Origin of the sequence: Dactylosporangium sp. CA-092794 (assembly GCF_050948465.1) — a bacterium.
Lineage (GTDB): Bacteria > Actinomycetota > Actinomycetes > Mycobacteriales > Micromonosporaceae > Dactylosporangium.
In genome coordinates this window covers 2939390-2956352 of sequence record NZ_CP192044.1, presented here as the reverse complement: position 1 = coordinate 2956352, position 16963 = coordinate 2939390, and the positions used below count along the sequence as shown (strand labels likewise).

The window sequence follows — 16963 nt, the reverse complement described above, 5'->3', positions numbered from 1 at the left end:
CTCCATGTCGCCCGGGCATGGCCGCATCACGTCGGCGACCACCGGTCCAGCGTCAGCCCGCCCGCGGGCCGTTTGTGGTGCCATCGGCCGCCGTCGTGGCGATACTCGTGCTCGACGACCGCCGATCGGTAGGAGGCGGCCGGCAGCAGGTGCCGGACGCCGTCGGCGATCAGCTGCGGCAGGCGGGTGCGGACCGTGGCGAGCCCGTGCAGCGCGCCGAGCGTGGCGGCGACGTCGATCGCGCGGCCGCGCTCCACCCGGACGGCCAGCACCCTGAGCCCGGGCGCGGGATCCGGGCGGCGGTGGTGCAGCGGCTGCCAGGCGCCGAGGCCGTCCGGCGCGCCGGGGCGGACGGCGACGTACCGTGTCACCCGCCGGCGCATCCGCCCGTGCGGCCAGCCTTTGACGTCGTCCGGCAGCCCCGGCACGCCGTGCCGCGCGCCGAGGCTGCGGATGACGACCGGGGCGGCGTCGAAGGTCCGCTCGTCGAGCAGCCGGCCGTCCGGGCCGGCCCGGTAGCCGGCCAGGACGCGGCACCGGTCGAGCCAGCCAGCCGGCAGCAGGTAGGCGTCGGGCTCGCGCAGCGCGGCCGCGAGCGCCCTGGGCGGGACCGCGTCGGAGGCCATCGCGTCGACCGCGGCGCCCGCGGGCACGCGCAGCCGCAGGAGATGGGCCGTGGCGGTCCGGGCGGCCAGCCGCTCGCCGTCGAGGTGGGCGATGAGGAACAGGTGCGGCGACGGTACCCCGTCGGCGACGGCCCGGTCCGGCTCGGTCGCGCACTCGACGAACAGCTCGCAGTCCTCGGCGTTGATCTGCAGCTGGGCCGGCAGCCACGGCACGCCCGGCGGCGGCGCGTTGCGGGCCGCCGGCCCGAGCCGCGGCCCGTCGATGAACCGGGACAGCGGCAGCCGCACCGGCGGCTCCTCGCCGGCCTCCGCGGCGTCGCCCCGCCGGCCCGCGGCGGACTGCGCGGCGTCGCCCCGCCGCGGCCGCGCCGCCGGGCGGCCCGCCCCGAGCGCCCGGGCCACGTCGTCGCCCGCCACGGCCGGCACGGGGCTCAGCACGACGGCGCAGTCCAGCTCCTCGGCCAGGCGCGCGGCGTGCTCCCGCGCGCCGGCCAGCCGCTCCGGGGCGACGCCCGACACCAGGGTCAGCTCGCCACCGCGCCAGCCGGCCCGGCGCAGCAGCAGCGCGAGCTGCCGGCCCCCGGCCGCCACGAGTGAACCGTCGTGGTAGAGCAGCGCCAGCCGGCCGTCGGCGAGCACGCCGAGGTCGGCCCGGAACCCGCCCTCGGGCGCCCGCTCGGGCGCCTCCCGCCGCTGGGCGAACTCCCGCTCCCGCCACGGCGGGACGCTGACGAGCTCGACGCCCGGATAGCTGGTCACCACGACGCCCCCGGCCGGCACGAGCCGGCCGTCCTCGTCAGATTCGAGCCCGCCGTCCGCGGCGTCCCCGCCACCGCCGGGGGCGTCGCCGCCGGCCGGGGTGGGGCCGAACCGCTCCCATCGGCCGGGGCGGCCGTCCGGGTCGACGACGCCGAGGTCCCGGCAGCCGTGCAGCACCGTGACCCGGCCTCCCTCGGCCGGCGCCCAGACCGAGGCTCCGGTCGCCTCGGCCAGCTCGGTCAGGTTGCGCCGCAGCCGCCGGCGCATGCGCGGGCCGCCGGGCCAGTCGAGCCACACCCGCAGGTCGGTCCCGTAGAGCGGGAGCTCGCCGAGCGCCGCCGCCAGCGCCCGGCCGTCGCAGCGATGGTCGCGGCCGTCGTAGTCGCCCACGACGAAGTCGCCAGCCTCGGTGCCCACGGCGACCGTCGTGACACCGGCCGGCCCCGCACCCAGCGCGGCGGCGGCCGCGCGCCGGGTGACGAAGTCCGGCCGGGTCGCGAACGAGATCCCGCCGCCGGGCATCGGCAGCACCACCGCCCCGGTGCGCGCCCGGACCGTCCCGCCGGCCAGCCGGAACCAGGTCGGCGCGGCGCCGACGGCGCCCGACGGCTGCACCGCGATCCAGTCGACCGGCAGCCCCGTCGCGGGATCGACGAGCGCCGGATCGTCGCCGTCCGCGCCCGGGACAGCGCGCAGCTCGCTGCCGGCCGGGCCGACCAGCACATCGCGGCCCAGCTCGCGGGCCAGGGCCGTCAGCGTCGGCAGGTTCTGCTCGCCGGCCACCGCCGGCACCCGCACGTCCTGCGCCGCGCCGCCCCCGGCGCGCACCATCGCGGCCAGCTCGGTCGCGCTCAGCGACCGCCCGGGCTCGCCCGCAGCGGCGAACCCGCCGTCGGGCGCGGTCACCACCGCCAGCTCGAACAGCCCGGCCACCGGACGGGCCCGGGCCGCGCGGACGGCATCCGCGTCACGCTCGCTCCCGCGCGGACCCGCGTCCAGCACCACGGGCCGGTTCACCGCGGCTTCACCAGCTCCACGGCATAGCCCCGAGCCGTGACCCGGTCCACCGCGAACTCCGCCATCAGTTCCACGATCGCCGCGGGTCCTGCACCACCGGCACGGCCGCGTCCGCGCCGGTGCGGTAATGCCGGTAGGCGGCCGTCAGCGCCTCCTGGAACGGCTGGAACGCCGTTGACTTCAGCAGGTCCGAGTCCGCGTACAACCATTCAGCCATCGGTGTCTCGCTCTCTCGTTCTCGCGTCGCGGGCCGCTAGCGCGGCCGCTGCCGGTTGCGGTCGCCGCCCTGGTCGGTCCGGGCCGGTGCCCTGCGGTCCCGGTACCAGCGCGGGTCGCCCTCGACGTCAAGGCCGTCCAGCGGCTCCCGGCCGATCACCGCCGGCACCGCGTCCGGGTCGGTGCCCCAGACCTCCTCGTCCTCCTGCAGCCACGTCGTGCGCTCCTGCTCTCGTTCCTTGGCCCCGCCCATGGCGCCGCCCATCGGCGGCATGAACGGCGGGTAACCGCCCGTCGCGGCCTTCTCCTCGGCGGCCGCGGCGATGGGGTATCTCAGCGCGGCGCCGTCGGCGGCCCCGCCGGGCGTCCCCGCCGCGCCGGACGGTCCGATCCGGCCCATCGTGACGCCGCTGCCCATCGGGGCGCTGTCGACGCCCGAGGCTCCGCCGGCCCGGACGCCGCCCGGGCCGAGCGCGCCGAGGCCCGCGCCCGACGAGGACCCCCCGGAGGGCAGCCCCGTCGAGGGGGACAGCAGTCCGCCGCCCGCGGCGCCGATCGGCTTCGGCGTGAGAGGCTCCTCGCCGGGATCGAACGTGCCGCCGGATCCGGCCCCGCCGGGGTCGAGCAGGCCGCCTAGCCCGGAACCGGCCCCGCCCGGCGCGCCGGTGCCGCGGCCGATCGTGCCGCCCGAGGCCGTGCCGCCGCCCGGGAGCCCCCCGATCGGCCCGAGGCCGCCGAATCCGCCGAACCCGCCGCCCGCGTCACCACCGCCGCCGTCGGCGCCGAGCCCGCCCAGGCCACCACCCGCACCACCGCCGAACCCGCCCAGGCCACCACCCGCACCACCGCCGAGCCCGTCCAGCCCGCCACCGGCACCACCGGCACCGCCGCCACCGAGCCCATCGAGACCACCGCCCGCGCCGCCACCACCCAGCCCGCCCAGACCACCGCCCGCACCACCGCCACCGAGCCCGTCCAGACCACCACCCGCACCACCACCACCGAGCCCGTCCAGACCACCACCCGCACCACCACCACCGAGCCCATCGAGACCACCACCCGCACCACCGCCAAGCCCGTCCAGGCCACCGCCCGCGCCGCCACCGAGCCCGTCCAGGCCACCGCCCGCGCCGCCACCGAGCCCGTCCAGGCCACCGCCCGCGCCGCCACCGAGCCCGTCCAGGCCACCGCCCGCGCCGCCACCGAGCCCATCGAGACCGCCGGCGCCGGCGGCACCGGGCGTTGTGAACGGAATCTCCTGCGGGGTGGAAACGCCCAGCGCCATCGCGGCTGTGGCGGCCTGGAACGCGTTGACGAGGCTGGCGACCGCGGGCCGCACCGCCTCGTCGAGCCGGGTCACCGCGTTGAGCCAGTGGCCCTTGACGAAGGCGTCGAGCCCGTCCCAGCCGGCCGCCTGGGCGAAGTCGAAGGTGCGCGTCTCGCCGCCGATGGTGATGCTCATCGGCCACGAGTCGCCGGCCGCCACGGCGTTGCCGGCGCCCAGCGTCGCGTCGAGCGCGTCGACCTGCTGCTCGATCTGCGTGGCGACGCTGAGGATCATCTGGGCGGGATCGATGTCGGGCGGGTCGTAGTAGGCGTGCCAGGCGGAGTTCACCGTCTCCCCGAAGGCACGGATCTGCCGCGCACTCTCGTCGAGCTGGTCGGCCCAGGACGTGGAGAAGTTCATGTCGGCCGACAGGGTGGTGAAGTCCAGCTGCAGGTTGCGCACGGCGTTGTGGAAGGCGTCGGCGGCCGAGCCCTCGAAGCCGGACGATCCGGTGTCGACCTGCTCGGCCAGGCCCTGCATGACCGTGGCCGCGTTGGCCTCGATCCACTGCCGGGCGGCGCGCAGCGTGGCCGCCGCGGCCTCGAGCGTCGTGTAGTCGATGATCGGGTTGACGCCGGGGAACGGGGCGGTGACCGCCATCGTGTTGTTCTCGAAGTCGTGCCAGTGGTCCGAGGGCCGGGAGCCCTCGTCGCCCTCGTAGAACGACACGACGGCCTTCACCAGCAGGAAGTTGTATCCGTCGCCGTCGGGCGTCTTGCGGTAGATGGTGATCGTGTTCTTGCCGGGGTTCTTGTTGGGGGTGGACGCGTTCCACGGGTCGTCGCTGCCCGGCGACGAGTCCCGCTTGATGAAGCTGAACCAGCGCGCGCCGGACCCGGCGACCTGATTGCGGTCCATGGCGGCGGCACCGAGCACCTGCTGCATGGTCTGTTCCCAGTTCCAGGAGCCCGGGGTGCCGGGCGCCGCGGCCGGCTGGGTCATCGCACTCACCCCCTCACCTCACCGATGGGCCGGCGGCGGCCGGTGTCCGGCCGCCGCCGGGTGTTCACATGCCGCCGGACGTCTGCATGTACGGCGTGAACTCGGACGCGGAGACCTGGTTGAGCGACTCCGTCGAGTTGGTGTCCGTCAGGTAGTTCTTCACGCCGTTGACCCGCGCCTCCAGGGTGTGCGCGAGGTCGACGAGCCGCTTGCCGACGTCGGCGCCCCGGGTGCTCACCATGGTCTTGAGCTCGGCGCCGGGCTTGAAGGACGGCGCGCCGGCGGTCACGTCGCAGGCGGTGAGCGGCATCGCCACCGACCCGCCGCCCGCGCCCGATCCGCTGATCACGCCCGGGACCTGGGCCGCGACCGCGGTCATGACGTTCATGCACTGGTCGAGGAACTGGTCGTCGACCACGATCTTCTCGGGCATCGCGGCGCCTACGCCAGGGACGCGAACCGTTGGGCACCGCTCAGATCGGTCGCGACCGTGCGGTCCACGATCCCGGTGAGGATCGGGGTGGCGTTCTGGATCGCCGCGTGCATCCGCAGGTACCCCCGGGTCCACGTGGCATGCGCCTCGTCGTAGCTCTGGATGGCGTTACCGGCGTTGGCCTGGTTGAAGGCCGACACCTGAGAGCCGAGGGCCTGCAGCGACTCGCCGAGCCGCTCGGTGATCGCCTTCAGGGACGTCGCCACGTCGGAGGCGCCGTCCGGATTCATCATGTACGTTGCCATGCTTGACCTACCGTTCGATCGGCAGCGGCATCCGGACGGCCCGGACGCGCCGGAGTGGGATTGCTCGGGAGGGTCACAGCGCCCAACTGCCGGCGGCGCCGGCCCGGTTCTGGCCCTCGGTGTTGTCGGTGTCCTGGGCGAACCCCTTCATCTGCCCGCTGATCATCTCGAGCCCGGCGGTGACCTCGCTGAGGCCCGCCATCCACTCGGTCATGTTCACGCCGAAGATGGTGGCGGAGTTCGCGCGCCAGGCGCCCATCAGCTCGGAGTGCGCGCCGTTCGCGGCCTGATGGGCGCTCTGCTGGTCGCCCATCGCCGTGTTGAAGGCGTTGAGCAGACCGGCGGTACTCGCCTCGTCGACTTGGATCTGTTGTGCCATTGCCGCTCCTCACGTCTGACGTTGACTGCCAACCGGCCCCACCGGCCGGTCGCTTGCGGTTCACCCCGCCGCGGCCCGCGCGGGGTCGAGCAGCGGCCCGACGGGCAGCAACTCCAGCAGGGCAGGCGGCACGACCAGCGCGGACGACGGGGTGTAGCCCAGCGCGGTCAGGACATCCCGGGAGGCGAGCGGGTAGCGCACACCCGCGTCGCTGATGGCAGAGTAGGCCGTGCCGGTGCCGTCGGGCGACACCAGGCCGCCGGCGCCCGCCGCCACGGAGACCCCGGCCACGGTGCGGGATGTGCGCAGGACGGCGTTGCCGCCGGGCTGGGGCGAGCCGACGGGCGGGGGCGCGGCGGCGACGATGTCGGCCCGGCCGGTCGTCACGGCCGTCCGCACGCACCACGCCTGCCCGGCGCCGGGGTTCGCGATCATCGGCGGCACCGGCGGGAGGTCGTCGGGCAGTACCCTCGCCGCGGAAACGGGCAGGCTCACCTTGGCGGCGGGGCTCAGCTCGACGGGTCCGGTGCCGCCGCCCCGGGCCGCCGCTGCCGCCGGATCGCCCGCCACGATCGGGTAGGCGGTGTCGCTCAGCGGGCTGAGGCCGTCGCGTTGCAGCACGTAGAAACGGGAACCGCCGGCCGCCGGGGCGGCGAATATCTCGCCGATCCGGGTGGGCTTGCCGTCGACCTGCGGCCCCGGTTCGCCCAGGCCCGCGATCGACGGCGCGGCCAGGTCGGATCCGGGCGGAACCAGCCCGAGCCAGGTGTCGCTGACCGGCTGGCTGTCGCCGTCGTAGCCGAGCACCCGCGCCACCCAGTCCGTGGCGATCCGGTGCCGCCGCCCGCGCCAGATCAGGTGCCGCGTGCCGTCCTTCGCGCTGACAAGCACCGCGCGGTCGCCGGACAGCGGGGTCGTCCCGGCCGGGTCGGGAAGCGCCGCGATCGACAGCGTCGTGTCCACCGTGGACTTTCCGCCGGCCGGCGGTGCGCACACCGTCCAGTAGTCGCCGGCGGCCGAAGCCGGCAGCGACTCGGGCGCGCCGGCGATGCCCACGGGACCGCCGACGGGCAGCCCGCGCAGGGCCGACGCGGACACGTAGGCGATCGTGGGTGCCTTGCCGAGGGCGAGCCGCGCGGACGTGTAGTTGAGCACCGGCCGCAGCGCGACGCCGTCGAACAGGTAGCGGGCCCCGGTCTCCTTCTCCACCACCAGCGTGCCCGGGGTGCGCCAGCCGGTCGACGCGCCGGGGACGACGAAGCCGTAGATGAGGAAGCCGGCCGCGATGAGCAGCCCGAGGAGCACGCTCGCCGTGACGCTCACGACGACGCGCTGGTGCGGGCGCTCGCCGGTGTCGGGCTCGCCGCACACGAGCGCGGCGTTGAGCCGGCCCGTCGTGTACGAGTAGGCCTCGACCTGGTCCCGGCGCGACTGCACGGCGCTCAGCCCCCGATCGCCAGCATGTCGCCGTAGACGCCCAGCACGGCGAGCAGGACGGGGAACACCGCGATCATCGTGGCCGACTGCAGCAGGTCGCCGGCGCGCCCCCAGTGCGGCATCGCGCGGCGCTGCGGGTCACTGCGGGACAGCCGCAGCAGCTGCATGGCGGCCAGCGGGAAGGCCACCACGACAACGCCGGCCCGCGCCGCCGGCGGCGCGTCCGCGGCCGCGGCGAGCGCGACGACGGTCAGACCGGCAAACGCGGGTACCGCGACGGCCAGCCGGTGCCAGGCGCTGGTCATCGCGCGGGCGGACAGCAGCCGGGTTGAGGCGACGAGCACCACCAGCACGGCGGGCGCCCAGCCGGGGCCGCCCGCGGTCAGCACCAGCGCGACGATGCTCACCGCGGCGCCGCCGACGGAGAGCGCGGTCATGTACCGGTCGACGCGGGCCGCGTCGGCCAGCACCGTGTCGCCCGGCTCCGGATCGATGTCGCGCTGCAGTTCCTCGGCGCCGGTCGGCAGCGGCACGAGCCGCAGGCCGGTCATGCGGAACGCGAGCAGTGGCACGGCCTCGGCCAGCACGGTCGACGCGACGGCGACGATCGCGGCCGCCTGCGCCACGGTGAGCGTCGTGAACACGGTCAGCGCGGCGCCGCCGGCGGTCAGGGCGGACGCGCTCATGGCCGCGACGAGCGGCGGTGACACGCCGCCCTGGGCGGCGGCGACGAGCGCGGCGCAGACCAGCGCCGCAGCCGCGGCGCACAGCAGGTCGATCGCGTGGACCGGGCCGGGCGGCGGGGCGCCGGTCGCCTCCGGGGCGCGGAAGCCGGCCAGCGCCGCGAAGGCGATCGCGCCCGCGCCGGTGATGAACAGCAGCCGCTGCGGGTCGGCCGACCGCGCGACCACCAGGGCGAGGACCAGACACTCCACGGCGGAGCCGGCCGCGGCGAGCGCACCGGTCGCCGCCGACCCGGGCAGCGCAAGCACGAGCAGGCCCAGCGCCACCGTGTAGAGCAGCAGACCGGCCGCCGTCCAGCTCACCAGGCCCGGCGTCCAGAGCCCCGCGCGGGACCGCAGGCCGGTGGCCAGCCCGTCGACCAGGTCGTCGAAGTGGACTGCCGGCAACCGTTCGGAGGCCGGGCGCAGGTACACCGTCTCACCGTCGTGCAGCTCGTGCTCGGCGACGCTGCGGTCCTCGTCGAGCGGCTCGCCACCGAGGCGCTGCAGGCACCATCCGCCGTGATCGAGGCCCTGTTCCGCGACATCGTCACCGAGATGCGTCAGGAGCACCGGCAGCAGGTCGGCGACCAGCGCCTGTGCGGGCACGGCCACCTCCAGGACCTGGCTCGGCCCGCGCACGACCAGGCGGCAGGAGCCCGCAACCGGCGATGACATGCCCCCCTTACGCATGTCGGCGCGGCTCGGTTCACCGTCAATTTTTCTCCGGCGTCGGTGAGCCGGTTCGGCGCGCCGTGCGTAAAGCAGCCGGTGGCGGGGCGAGCCGGCCACCGGTCACGAGGAGGACCGTCCTGAGTACCGTCCCGTTCCGTCGCCCGGCGCGGCGCACCGGACCCGAACTGCCCAGCGGCGAGCTGTCCCTGCAGGAGCCGCCGGTGCTGCCGCAGGTGCAGGGCGGCGGCATGCGGTCGGCGCTCACCTATCTGCCGATGGCGCTCATGTCCGGCGTGATGACGCTGATGTTCGTGGGCCCGGCCCGCGGTACCGCGACCACGTACCTCATGGCCGGCATGACCGTCGTCGCGACCGGCGCGATGTTCGCCGGCCAGATGGCGTTCGGCGGCGGCGACCGCAAGCGCAGGCTGCGCGGCGAGCGCCGCGACTACCTGCGCCACCTGTCGCAGCAACGCCGGCGCATCCGCGGCCAGGTCGAGCGCCACCGCGAGGCCAACGCGTGGCGGCACCCCGCGCCGGGCGCGCTGTGGGTGGTGGCGTCGACCCCGCGGCGCTGGGAGCGGCGGGCCAGCCACCCGGACTTCCTGGAGGTCCGAATCGGCGCGGCCGAGCAGCGCATGGCCGTGCGGATCGCGCCGATGCAGACCAAGCCGGTGGAGGACCTGGAGCCCGTGTCGGCGCTGGCGCTGCGGCGGTTCATCCGGGCGTACACCACCGTGGCCGACCAGCCGGTGGCGTTGTACCTGCGCGGGTTCCCGCAGATCTCGCTGTCGGGCGAGCCGGCGCGGGTCCGGGCGCTCGTTCGGGCGATGATCGCGCAGATCGCGACCATGCACGCGCCCGAGGAGGTGCTCATCGCGCTGTGTGTGGCCGGGGAAGGAGCCGCCGAGTGGGATTTCGCCAAGTGGCTGCCGCACGTGCAGCATCCGCAGCGCCTTGACGGTGCCGGGCCGGTACGGCTGGCGGGCGACAGCATCGAGGCCGTCGAGCAGCAGCTCGGTGAAGGCTTCACCGGCCGTTCGCGGTTCGAGAAGTCGTCCGCGCCGACGCCCGACGAGCCGTTCGTCGTGATCATCCGCGACGGCGGCCGGATGCCGGGCGCGGCGCGGCTGATGACGACGGGGTACCGCAACTGCCTGCTGATCGACCTGGACGGCACGGTGGACCCGGCGAACCGCTCGGCGCTGCGGCTGGAGGTGGAGGACACCGACCTGGTGATGGTGCGCCGCGACCACGTCGGCCACGACGTACGCAGCCGGCTCGCCACCGCCGACGCGCTCACCGTCGGGCGGGCCGCGGCGCTGGCCCGGATCCTGTCGCCCTATCGGCTCACGGTGGTTTCCGAGGCGGCGCCCGATCGCCTCACCGCCAACTTCGACCTGCCGTCCCTGCTGGGCATCGCCGACATCGAGCAACTCGACCTGGCCCGGGCCTGGCTGCCCCGCGGCCAGTCGGAGCGGCTGCGGGTGCCGATCGGCATCGACGTCTCGGGCGCGCCGGTCGAGCTGGACCTCAAGGAGTCGGCGCTGGGCGGCATGGGCCCGCACGGCCTGCTGATCGGGGCGACCGGCTCGGGCAAGAGCGAGCTGCTGCGCACGCTGGTGACCGCGCTGGCCCTCACCCACTCCTCCGAGACGCTGAACTTCGTCCTCGTCGACTTCAAGGGCGGTGCGACGTTCCTCGGGCTGGACGCGCTGCCGCACACGTCGGCGCTGATCACCAACCTCGCCGGCGAGGCGGCCCTGGTGGGCCGGATGGGCGACGCGCTGCGCGGCGAGCTGGTGCGGCGCCAGGAGCTGCTGCGCGCGGTGGGCGGATTCGCTTCCACTTTGGACTACGAACAGGCGCGGGCGCACGGGGCCCCGCTGGACCCGCTGCCGACGCTGGTCGTGGTCGTCGACGAGTTCAGCGAGCTGCTGTCCGCGCACCGGGACTTCATCGACCTGTTCGTCATGATCGGCCGGCTGGGCCGCTCGCTCGGCGTGCACCTGCTGCTGGCCAGCCAGCGCATCGACGACGGCCGGCTGGGCCAGCTGGAGTCGCACCTGTCGTACCGCATCGGCCTGCGCACCTTCTCGGCGATGGAGTCGCGGGCCGTGATCGGCGTCCCCGACGCCTACGAGCTGCCGCCGTCGCCCGGCAACGGATACCTGCGGACGGACGTATCGACGCTCATCCGGTTCAAGGCGGCTTACGTCTCCGGCCCGTACCGGCGCCGCCGCCGGCAGGCGCAGCAGACCACTGTGGACCTTCGGGTCGCGCCGTTCACGCTCGCCCACGTGCCGGTGGAGGCGTCCGGCCCGGCGCCGGAGCCGGTCGAGGATGCGCCGGTGCCGCAGTCGACGGTGCTGGCGCTGGCGGTGTCGCAGCTGGTCGGGCAGGGGCCGCCCGCGCACCAGGTGTGGCTTCCGCCGCTCGGTGCGTCGCCGTCGCTCGACGAGCTGCTGCCGACGCTGGCGCCCGGCCCCGGCGGGCTGCGGGCCGCGGGCTGGCCGGGAAGCGGGCAGCTGGTCGTGCCGATCGGCTTTGTCGACCGGCCGTTCGAGCAGGCCCGGGACCTGCTCAGCGTCGACCTGGGCGGGGTCGGCGGGCACGTCGGTGTGGCGGGAGGCCCGCAGAGCGGCAAGAGCACGCTGCTGCGCACGCTCATCCTCGCACTCGCGCTCACGCACTCGCCCCGGGACGTGCAGTTTTACTGCCTGGACTTCGGCGGGGGCGCGCTCGCCGCCCTGGCCGCGTTGCCGCACGTCGGCGGGGTCACCACCCGGCTCGACACCGACCGGGTGGCCCGCACCGTGGCCGAGATCACCGACCTGATCACGCGGCGCGAGCGCATGTTCGTCGAGCTGGGCGTCGACGCGATGCCGCAGTACCGGCGGCTGTGGTCCGCCGGCGAGGTGCCCGACGACCCCTACGGCGACGTGTTCCTGGTGGTCGACGGATGGTTCACCATGCGCCAGGAGTTCGAGACGCTGGAGCTCGCGATCCGGCAGGTCGCCGCGCGGGGACTCAATTTCGGGGTCCACCTGATGCTGAGCACGTCGCGCTGGTCGGAGGTGCACCACGGCATGCGCGACCAGATCGGCACCCGGCTGGAGCTACGCCTCGGCGACCCGGTCGACTCGGTGGTCGACATGCGGCTCGCGGCCACCGTGCCGCACGTGCCGGGCCGCGGGCTCACCACCGGCAAGCTGCACTTCCTCGCCGGGATGCCGCGCCTTGGGCGGTACGGCGACGGCCCGGACCTGGCGGAGGCCGGTCGGCAGCTCGCCGGGCTGGTCGCGCGGTTCTGGCCGGGCGCGCCGGCGCCGGCGGTGCGCACGTTGCCCGCGACCGTCGAGGCCGCCGAGCTGCCGGAGCCGGAGGGCGACCTGCGCATCGCGCTCGGCCTGAGCGAGCACGGGCTCGCGCCGGCCTGGCACGACTTCGCCGAGACGCCCCATCTGAGCGTGCTCGGGGACAGCCAGAGCGGCAAGACGAGCCTGCTGCGGCACATCGCCCGGTCGCTGACGGCGCGGTTCACGCCCACCGAGGTCCGCATCATGATCGTCGACTACCGGCGGGAACTCTTCGACGCCGTACCCGCCGAATACCGGCTCGGCTACTCGGTGTCCCTGACGTCCACCAAGGACACGGTCGCGGACGCGGTGGCGGGCCTCACCCCCCGGCTGCCCGGCAGCGACGTGAGCCCCGAGCAGCTACGCCGGCGCGACTGGTGGAGCGGTCCGCGGCTGTATGTCCTGGTGGACGACTACGAGCTGCTGTCCGGGATGGACAGTCCGTTGTCGCCGTTGGTACCGCTGCTGGCTCAGGGCACGGACATCGGCTTCCATCTCGTGGTGGCCCGCAGCGCGGCCAACGTGATCCGCTCGGCGATGGACCCGGTCATTCGGCGGGTCTCCGAGACCAACAGTCCGGAGTTCGCGCTGTCGTGCGCTCCCCAGGAGGGGCCGCTGCTGGGCGGGGCGAAGCCGCGCATCCTGCCGCCGGGCCGCGCGCTGGTGTGCACGCGGCGCGGCAGCCACCTGGTACAGCTGGCGTGGTCCGCCCCGTGATCCGGCCGCCCCGGCTTACTGACCGGCGGGCGTCAGCGGCTCGCCGGCGGGCTCGGCGAGCGGGTCGTCGTCCCGCGCGGCGGCCTGCCGGCGCAGCCGGATCAGCAGCAGCACCGCGACGACCAGGATTAGCACGACGACGCCGACGACGGCCAGGGTCCACACCGGATTGGCGGGCTTCGGCCGACCCACCGGTGGCAGACCGTCGGTGACCGCCGCCCGGGGGTTGATCAGCCGCGGCGCGCCGGCGTCCTGGCCCGGCCCGGCGGGGGCTGCGGTGTCGCGGATCTTGCCGGCGACCTGGGGCGCGGTCAGTCCGGGCTGCGCCGAGCGGATGAGGGCGACGGTGCCCGCGACGAGCGCGACCGCATACTGCGTGCCGGTGACCGACCGCGCGCCCGAGCCCGCCACGACGGCCACGTCGGAGCCCGGTGCGGCGATGTCGGCGCCGCCCGGGCGGTAGGCGGCGGTCGGACGGCCCTGCTCGTCGACGCCGGCCACCCGCACCAGACCGTCGGTCGCGGCCGGGCCGGAAGCGCTCGGGCCGGTGCCGGTGGGGGCGGACGCGGGGGTGGCCGGCCCGGTGTCGGCCGGCGCCGACACCACGACGACCACATCGTGGCGCAGGGCGCTCGCGATGGCGTCGGCGACGGCCGGGTCGTCCGGGTCGACGTACCCGCCGAGGGCGATGACGCGGGCGCCGGCCGACACCGCCACCTCGATGGCCGTCGCGATGTCGGACGGCTTCGCGGAGGAGCCGGTGGTGACGATCCGCAACGGCAGGACGGTCGCGTCGGGCGCCACGCCGCCGGCCGGCTGGCCGTCCGTCTGGGACGCCGCGATCAGGCCGGCCATAGCGGTACCGCTGCCGAGACAATCGATGTCGCCGCGCTCGGTGCCGCTGGTGATGTTGCCGCCGACCATGACGTGCCCGGCCAGCGCGGCGGTGGTGCTGTCCACGCCCGAGTCGACCACGGCGACGAGCACGTCGCGGCCCCGGCTCACGCTCCACACCGCGTCGGCGGCCAGCCGGCGTTGCGCCCAGTCGGAGGCGCCCGCGACGGCCGGCGGCGGCGTGCAGTTCGCGGTGACCGCGGGCGGCGGGCCGGGCTGGGCCGGGGCGGGCGGGCTCGCGGGCGTTGTGGGCACGGGAGCCGCCGGAGCGCTCGGCCGGGCGGCCGCGGCGGCCGGCGCGCCCGGCGACGGTGCGCGGCTTTGTCCTTGGGCGGGCAGCAGCCCGTACTGGACGCCGCTGCCGGCGGCGTCCCAGGGCAGGACGACGGCCGTCCCGTCGGCCAGCGGGCTCGCCGCGGTGAGCGCTTCGCCGCCCTGGGGGTGGATCCGGTTGGCGTTGAGGTCGACGACGCTCTGGCCGCGCGCGTCGGAGCCGAGGAACCGGGTGGCGATCTCGGCGATGTTCTCCGGCGCCTCATGATAGGTCGCGACGGTCACGTAATACTTGACGTACTCCTTGTGCGTGTCCGCCGCCGCGACACCGCACGGCAGCGCCGTCGCCGATGCCACCGCCGTCACCGCCACCGCCCTGTACATCAGCTGCCGCATGCGCGTCACGCCGACCGCCTCCCAGCAATCCTGCCCGCCTCGCGGGCGTCCGCCGCGTTTACGAAGGCGGCCCGCAACCGGTTCAGCCGGGCTTCGGGCCGGGCCGCCTATGAACCGTTGCGGCCGCGCGTCCGTGAAGGGCGGGAACCTCGACACCGAAGGAGATCCCGTGAGTGCCGCCAACTGGCGCACGGCATTGCGTGGCGCCGTGAAGTTCTGTCAAGATCGCGGCGTCACCGGCCGTCGCGTCATCGCCTGGGGCCTGCCGGCGGTGTGTGTCGCCGGCATCATCGTCGGCTTGCGGGCCGCGTCCGCGCAGGGCGGGCACCCCGGCCGGGTGCCGGCGGCCGCATCGATCGCCGAGATCAACGCGGCGGCGCTGTCGTGCCCCGCGCTTACGCCGGCCCGGCTGGCCGGCCAGATCATGGTGAACTCCCGCTTCGACGCCGGCGCCCGCAACGCCGACGGCGGCGAGGGCATCGCCGGACTCACCCCGGCCGTGTGGACGCGGTGGGCGCCGTGGCCCGATGCGAACCGCGGCGATCAGGCGGCCAACACGACGGCGCTCGCCCACGCCATGTGCGACCTGGTCGGCAACCTGCGCCTGGCCGGCGTGGGCGGCGACCCGTGGCGCACGGCGCTGGCCGCCTACAACACGTCGTTCGACACCGTGCGCGCCACGGGCACGATCCCCGACTCGGCGCGGTCCTATGTGGACGAGGTGGCCGACTACGCCGAGTGGTATGCGAGCCTGCCCGGGCTGAACGGCTCGGCGCCGAGCCCCTCGGTGCTCGCCGTGGCCGCCTCTGCCCCACCTTCCGCCGCGGGGAGCGCCGAGCCCTCCTCCGCCCCGCCGAGCGCCGGGCCGTCGAGCCGGGGCGCCGCGAGCCCGGCCGGGCCGCCGGTCTCCCTGTCCGCCGCGCCGGTCACCGGCGCGCCGCCCACGACCCTCCCGCCGGCCGGGCCGACGTCGGAGGCGCCCCGCAAACCGACGGAGAAGCTGTCGGTCAACCGTCCCAGCACCGCCTCCAGCGTCCTGGAGGCCGGCCTGGAGCCGCAGTGGGCCTTCGACACCGACTACACCGACACGCGGTGGGCCAGCCGGCTCGCCGACAACCAGTGGATCGCGGTCGACCTGGGCAGCGCGCGCACGGTCACCAGTGTGATATTGCGCTGGCAAGACGGCTACGCGAAGCGGTACGTGATCCAGGCCTCGCCGGACAACAGCACGTGGACGAACATCTACGCCGACGCCAACGGCAACGGCGGCAGCGACCACATCGCGGTCCCCGTCACCTCCGCCCGCTACGTGCGGCTGTGGTGCATCACCCGCGGCGTCGCGGAGCTCACCTTCTCGCTCTACGACTTCGAGGTCCTCGGCTACTGACCCCGGCCCGTCGGAACGGCGGTGTCGACCCGCACGGACCAGGTGCCCCGCAGCACGGGACCGATCGCGATCGCCACCGCCGTCCCCGGCGCGGCGCCGAGCTGCCACGCCCAGTCCAGCTCGCGCGCGTCGCGCCAGCCGTCGCAGAGCACCACGAGCGGCCGGTCCCGCCCGTCGAGGCGGGGCAGCGCCGGGCTGGGCGTGCTGCCCGCCGGCGGCCGCCGCCCGACCGTCTCGCGCACGACCACCACCTCCGCCGCCGGCCCGAGCCGTTCGACGGCGTGCGCCGTCCACCGCCGGCTTGCCAGCTCGGGCCCGTGTACCGTCACGACGCCCGGCGCGCGGGCCAGGTCGGCCACGAGGCGCCGCCCGCCGCGCTCGCCGAGCGAGACGGGCAGCCGGGCGCCGCGCATGGCCTCGCCCGCCCCCAGCCAGGCGAAGGCCCGCCGGTCCCGGGACTTCAGCCGCACCTCGACCCGCGCGTCGCCGCTGGCGAGCACCGCGTACAGGCTTCGCGTGCGGCGCCGCCACGCGAACACCGCGGCGGCCGCGAGGACCAGCGCGGCCGCGGTCACTCCACCGGTGACGAGCCATTGGCCGCCGGTGTCCCCCGCCGGCGCCGTGGTCGGCGCAGGCGACGGCGGCCCGACCCGCACGCCGGGACCGCTCGCGTCGTCTGGGAGCAGCAGGATCCAGCCCGGCTGCAGCACCACCGCGTCGGTCAGCCGGCCGCCGTCCGGCTGCGCGCGGCCCGCGTTGAGCCGCATGATTTCCGGGTACCGGTTGCCGTCGCCGAGCGTGCGCGCCGCGATCTGGAACAGATACTCGGGCCGGCCGTCGGGGTTGGTGCCCACGACGCAGTACTTCCCCGCGGCGGCCGACGACGAGGGCGTCACCGGCGCCGCGCCCGCCGGAGCGGCCGGCACCAGGACGAGCACGGCGAGCAGCAGCGCCGCCCTGACGGTACCGACGAACATCCTCACCAGCCTTCACCACGGATTCCGGCCCCTTCACGGACGGCGCCGCGGTTCGGTTCACCGGCCAGCCGCATCCGCCGCCCGAAGGAACAAGTCTCCTCTTTGCCGGGCACTCCACGTCC

Annotated in this window: 12 protein-coding genes; 2 read left to right on the top strand and 10 right to left on the bottom strand. The window is 75.5% G+C overall.

The features are described from left to right. Nucleotides 1-26: 26 nt before the first annotated feature. The 8 genes from ACQPXD_RS12930 to eccD all read right to left on the bottom strand — a co-directional run bounded on the left by ACQPXD_RS12930 (nucleotide 27) and on the right by eccD (nucleotide 8841). On the bottom strand, nucleotides 27-2402 hold the full coding sequence (locus ACQPXD_RS12930) for a hypothetical protein (protein WP_432838034.1): 2376 nt from the start codon (nucleotides 2400-2402) through the stop codon (nucleotides 27-29). A 64-nt stretch (nucleotides 2403-2466) separates the two neighbouring features. Continuing rightward, nucleotides 2467-2619 (bottom strand): hypothetical protein, encoded by a 153-nt coding sequence (locus ACQPXD_RS12925; RefSeq protein ID WP_432838032.1) that lies wholly within the window; start codon nucleotides 2617-2619, stop codon nucleotides 2467-2469. A 36-nt stretch (nucleotides 2620-2655) separates the two neighbouring features. Continuing rightward, entirely contained in the window at nucleotides 2656-4896 is a 2241-nt protein-coding gene (locus ACQPXD_RS12920; protein WP_432838030.1) for a hypothetical protein, read from the bottom strand. A gap of 55 nt (nucleotides 4897-4951) precedes the next feature. Next, a complete protein-coding gene (locus ACQPXD_RS12915) occupies nucleotides 4952-5320 on the bottom strand; it encodes a hypothetical protein (RefSeq protein WP_432838028.1) in 369 nt (122 codons plus the stop codon). Nucleotides 5321-5328: 8 nt separating this feature from the next. Further along, entirely contained in the window at nucleotides 5329-5625 is a 297-nt protein-coding gene (locus ACQPXD_RS12910; RefSeq protein ID WP_432838026.1) for a hypothetical protein, read from the bottom strand. A gap of 73 nt (nucleotides 5626-5698) precedes the next feature. Further along, the gene (locus ACQPXD_RS12905; protein ID WP_432838024.1) at nucleotides 5699-6004 is read right to left on the bottom strand and encodes a hypothetical protein; all 306 of its coding nucleotides are present in this window, start codon (nucleotides 6002-6004) and stop codon (nucleotides 5699-5701) included. A 60-nt stretch (nucleotides 6005-6064) separates the two neighbouring features. Next, nucleotides 6065-7441, bottom strand: a complete 1377-nt coding sequence (gene eccB, locus ACQPXD_RS12900; RefSeq protein WP_432838022.1) for a type VII secretion protein EccB — start codon at nucleotides 7439-7441, stop codon at nucleotides 6065-6067. Between the two features lie 5 nt (nucleotides 7442-7446). Then, nucleotides 7447-8841, bottom strand: coding sequence for a type VII secretion integral membrane protein EccD (eccD, locus tag ACQPXD_RS12895; protein WP_432838020.1), 1395 nt, complete (start codon nucleotides 8839-8841; stop codon nucleotides 7447-7449). Nucleotides 8842-9059: 218 nt separating this feature from the next. Here eccD and eccCa point away from each other — a divergent pair, with 218 nt between their 5' ends. Further along, complete coding sequence (gene eccCa, locus ACQPXD_RS12890) at nucleotides 9060-12914, top strand: type VII secretion protein EccCa (protein ID WP_432838018.1); 3855 nt, start codon at nucleotides 9060-9062, stop codon at nucleotides 12912-12914. 15 nt (nucleotides 12915-12929) lie between these two features. Here the strand turns inward: eccCa and ACQPXD_RS12885 are convergent, their stop codons facing one another. Next, nucleotides 12930-14477 carry a S8 family serine peptidase gene (locus tag ACQPXD_RS12885; protein ID WP_432843822.1) on the bottom strand — a complete coding sequence of 516 codons (1548 nt, stop codon included), beginning with the start codon at nucleotides 14475-14477 and terminating at the stop codon, nucleotides 12930-12932. Nucleotides 14478-14646: 169 nt separating this feature from the next. On the opposite strand from ACQPXD_RS12885, the gene ACQPXD_RS12880 reads away from it, so the two are divergent. Further along, nucleotides 14647-15864, top strand: a complete 1218-nt coding sequence (locus ACQPXD_RS12880; RefSeq protein WP_432838016.1) for a discoidin domain-containing protein — start codon at nucleotides 14647-14649, stop codon at nucleotides 15862-15864. On the opposite strand, the gene ACQPXD_RS12875 is transcribed toward ACQPXD_RS12880, so the two are convergent. Continuing rightward, nucleotides 15858-16847, bottom strand: coding sequence for a hypothetical protein (locus ACQPXD_RS12875; protein ID WP_432838014.1), 990 nt, complete (start codon nucleotides 16845-16847; stop codon nucleotides 15858-15860). The two genes, ACQPXD_RS12880 and ACQPXD_RS12875, sit on opposite strands and share 7 nt — an antisense overlap. Nucleotides 16848-16963: the final 116 nt, after the last annotated feature.

Coding starts and splice junctions, on each gene's coding strand:
- ACQPXD_RS12925 (WP_432838032.1), bottom strand. CDS start 2,619: ATGGCTGAATGGTTGTACGCGGACTCGGACCTGCTGAAGTCAACGGCG.
- ACQPXD_RS12915 (WP_432838028.1), bottom strand. CDS start 5,320: ATGCCCGAGAAGATCGTGGTCGACGACCAGTTCCTCGACCAGTGCATG.
- ACQPXD_RS12910 (WP_432838026.1), bottom strand. CDS start 5,625: ATGGCAACGTACATGATGAATCCGGACGGCGCCTCCGACGTGGCGACG.
- ACQPXD_RS12905 (WP_432838024.1), bottom strand. CDS start 6,004: ATGGCACAACAGATCCAAGTCGACGAGGCGAGTACCGCCGGTCTGCTC.
- eccD (WP_432838020.1), bottom strand. CDS start 8,841: ATGTCATCGCCGGTTGCGGGCTCCTGCCGCCTGGTCGTGCGCGGGCCG.
- ACQPXD_RS12885 (WP_432843822.1), bottom strand. CDS start 14,477: ATGCGGCAGCTGATGTACAGGGCGGTGGCGGTGACGGCGGTGGCATCG.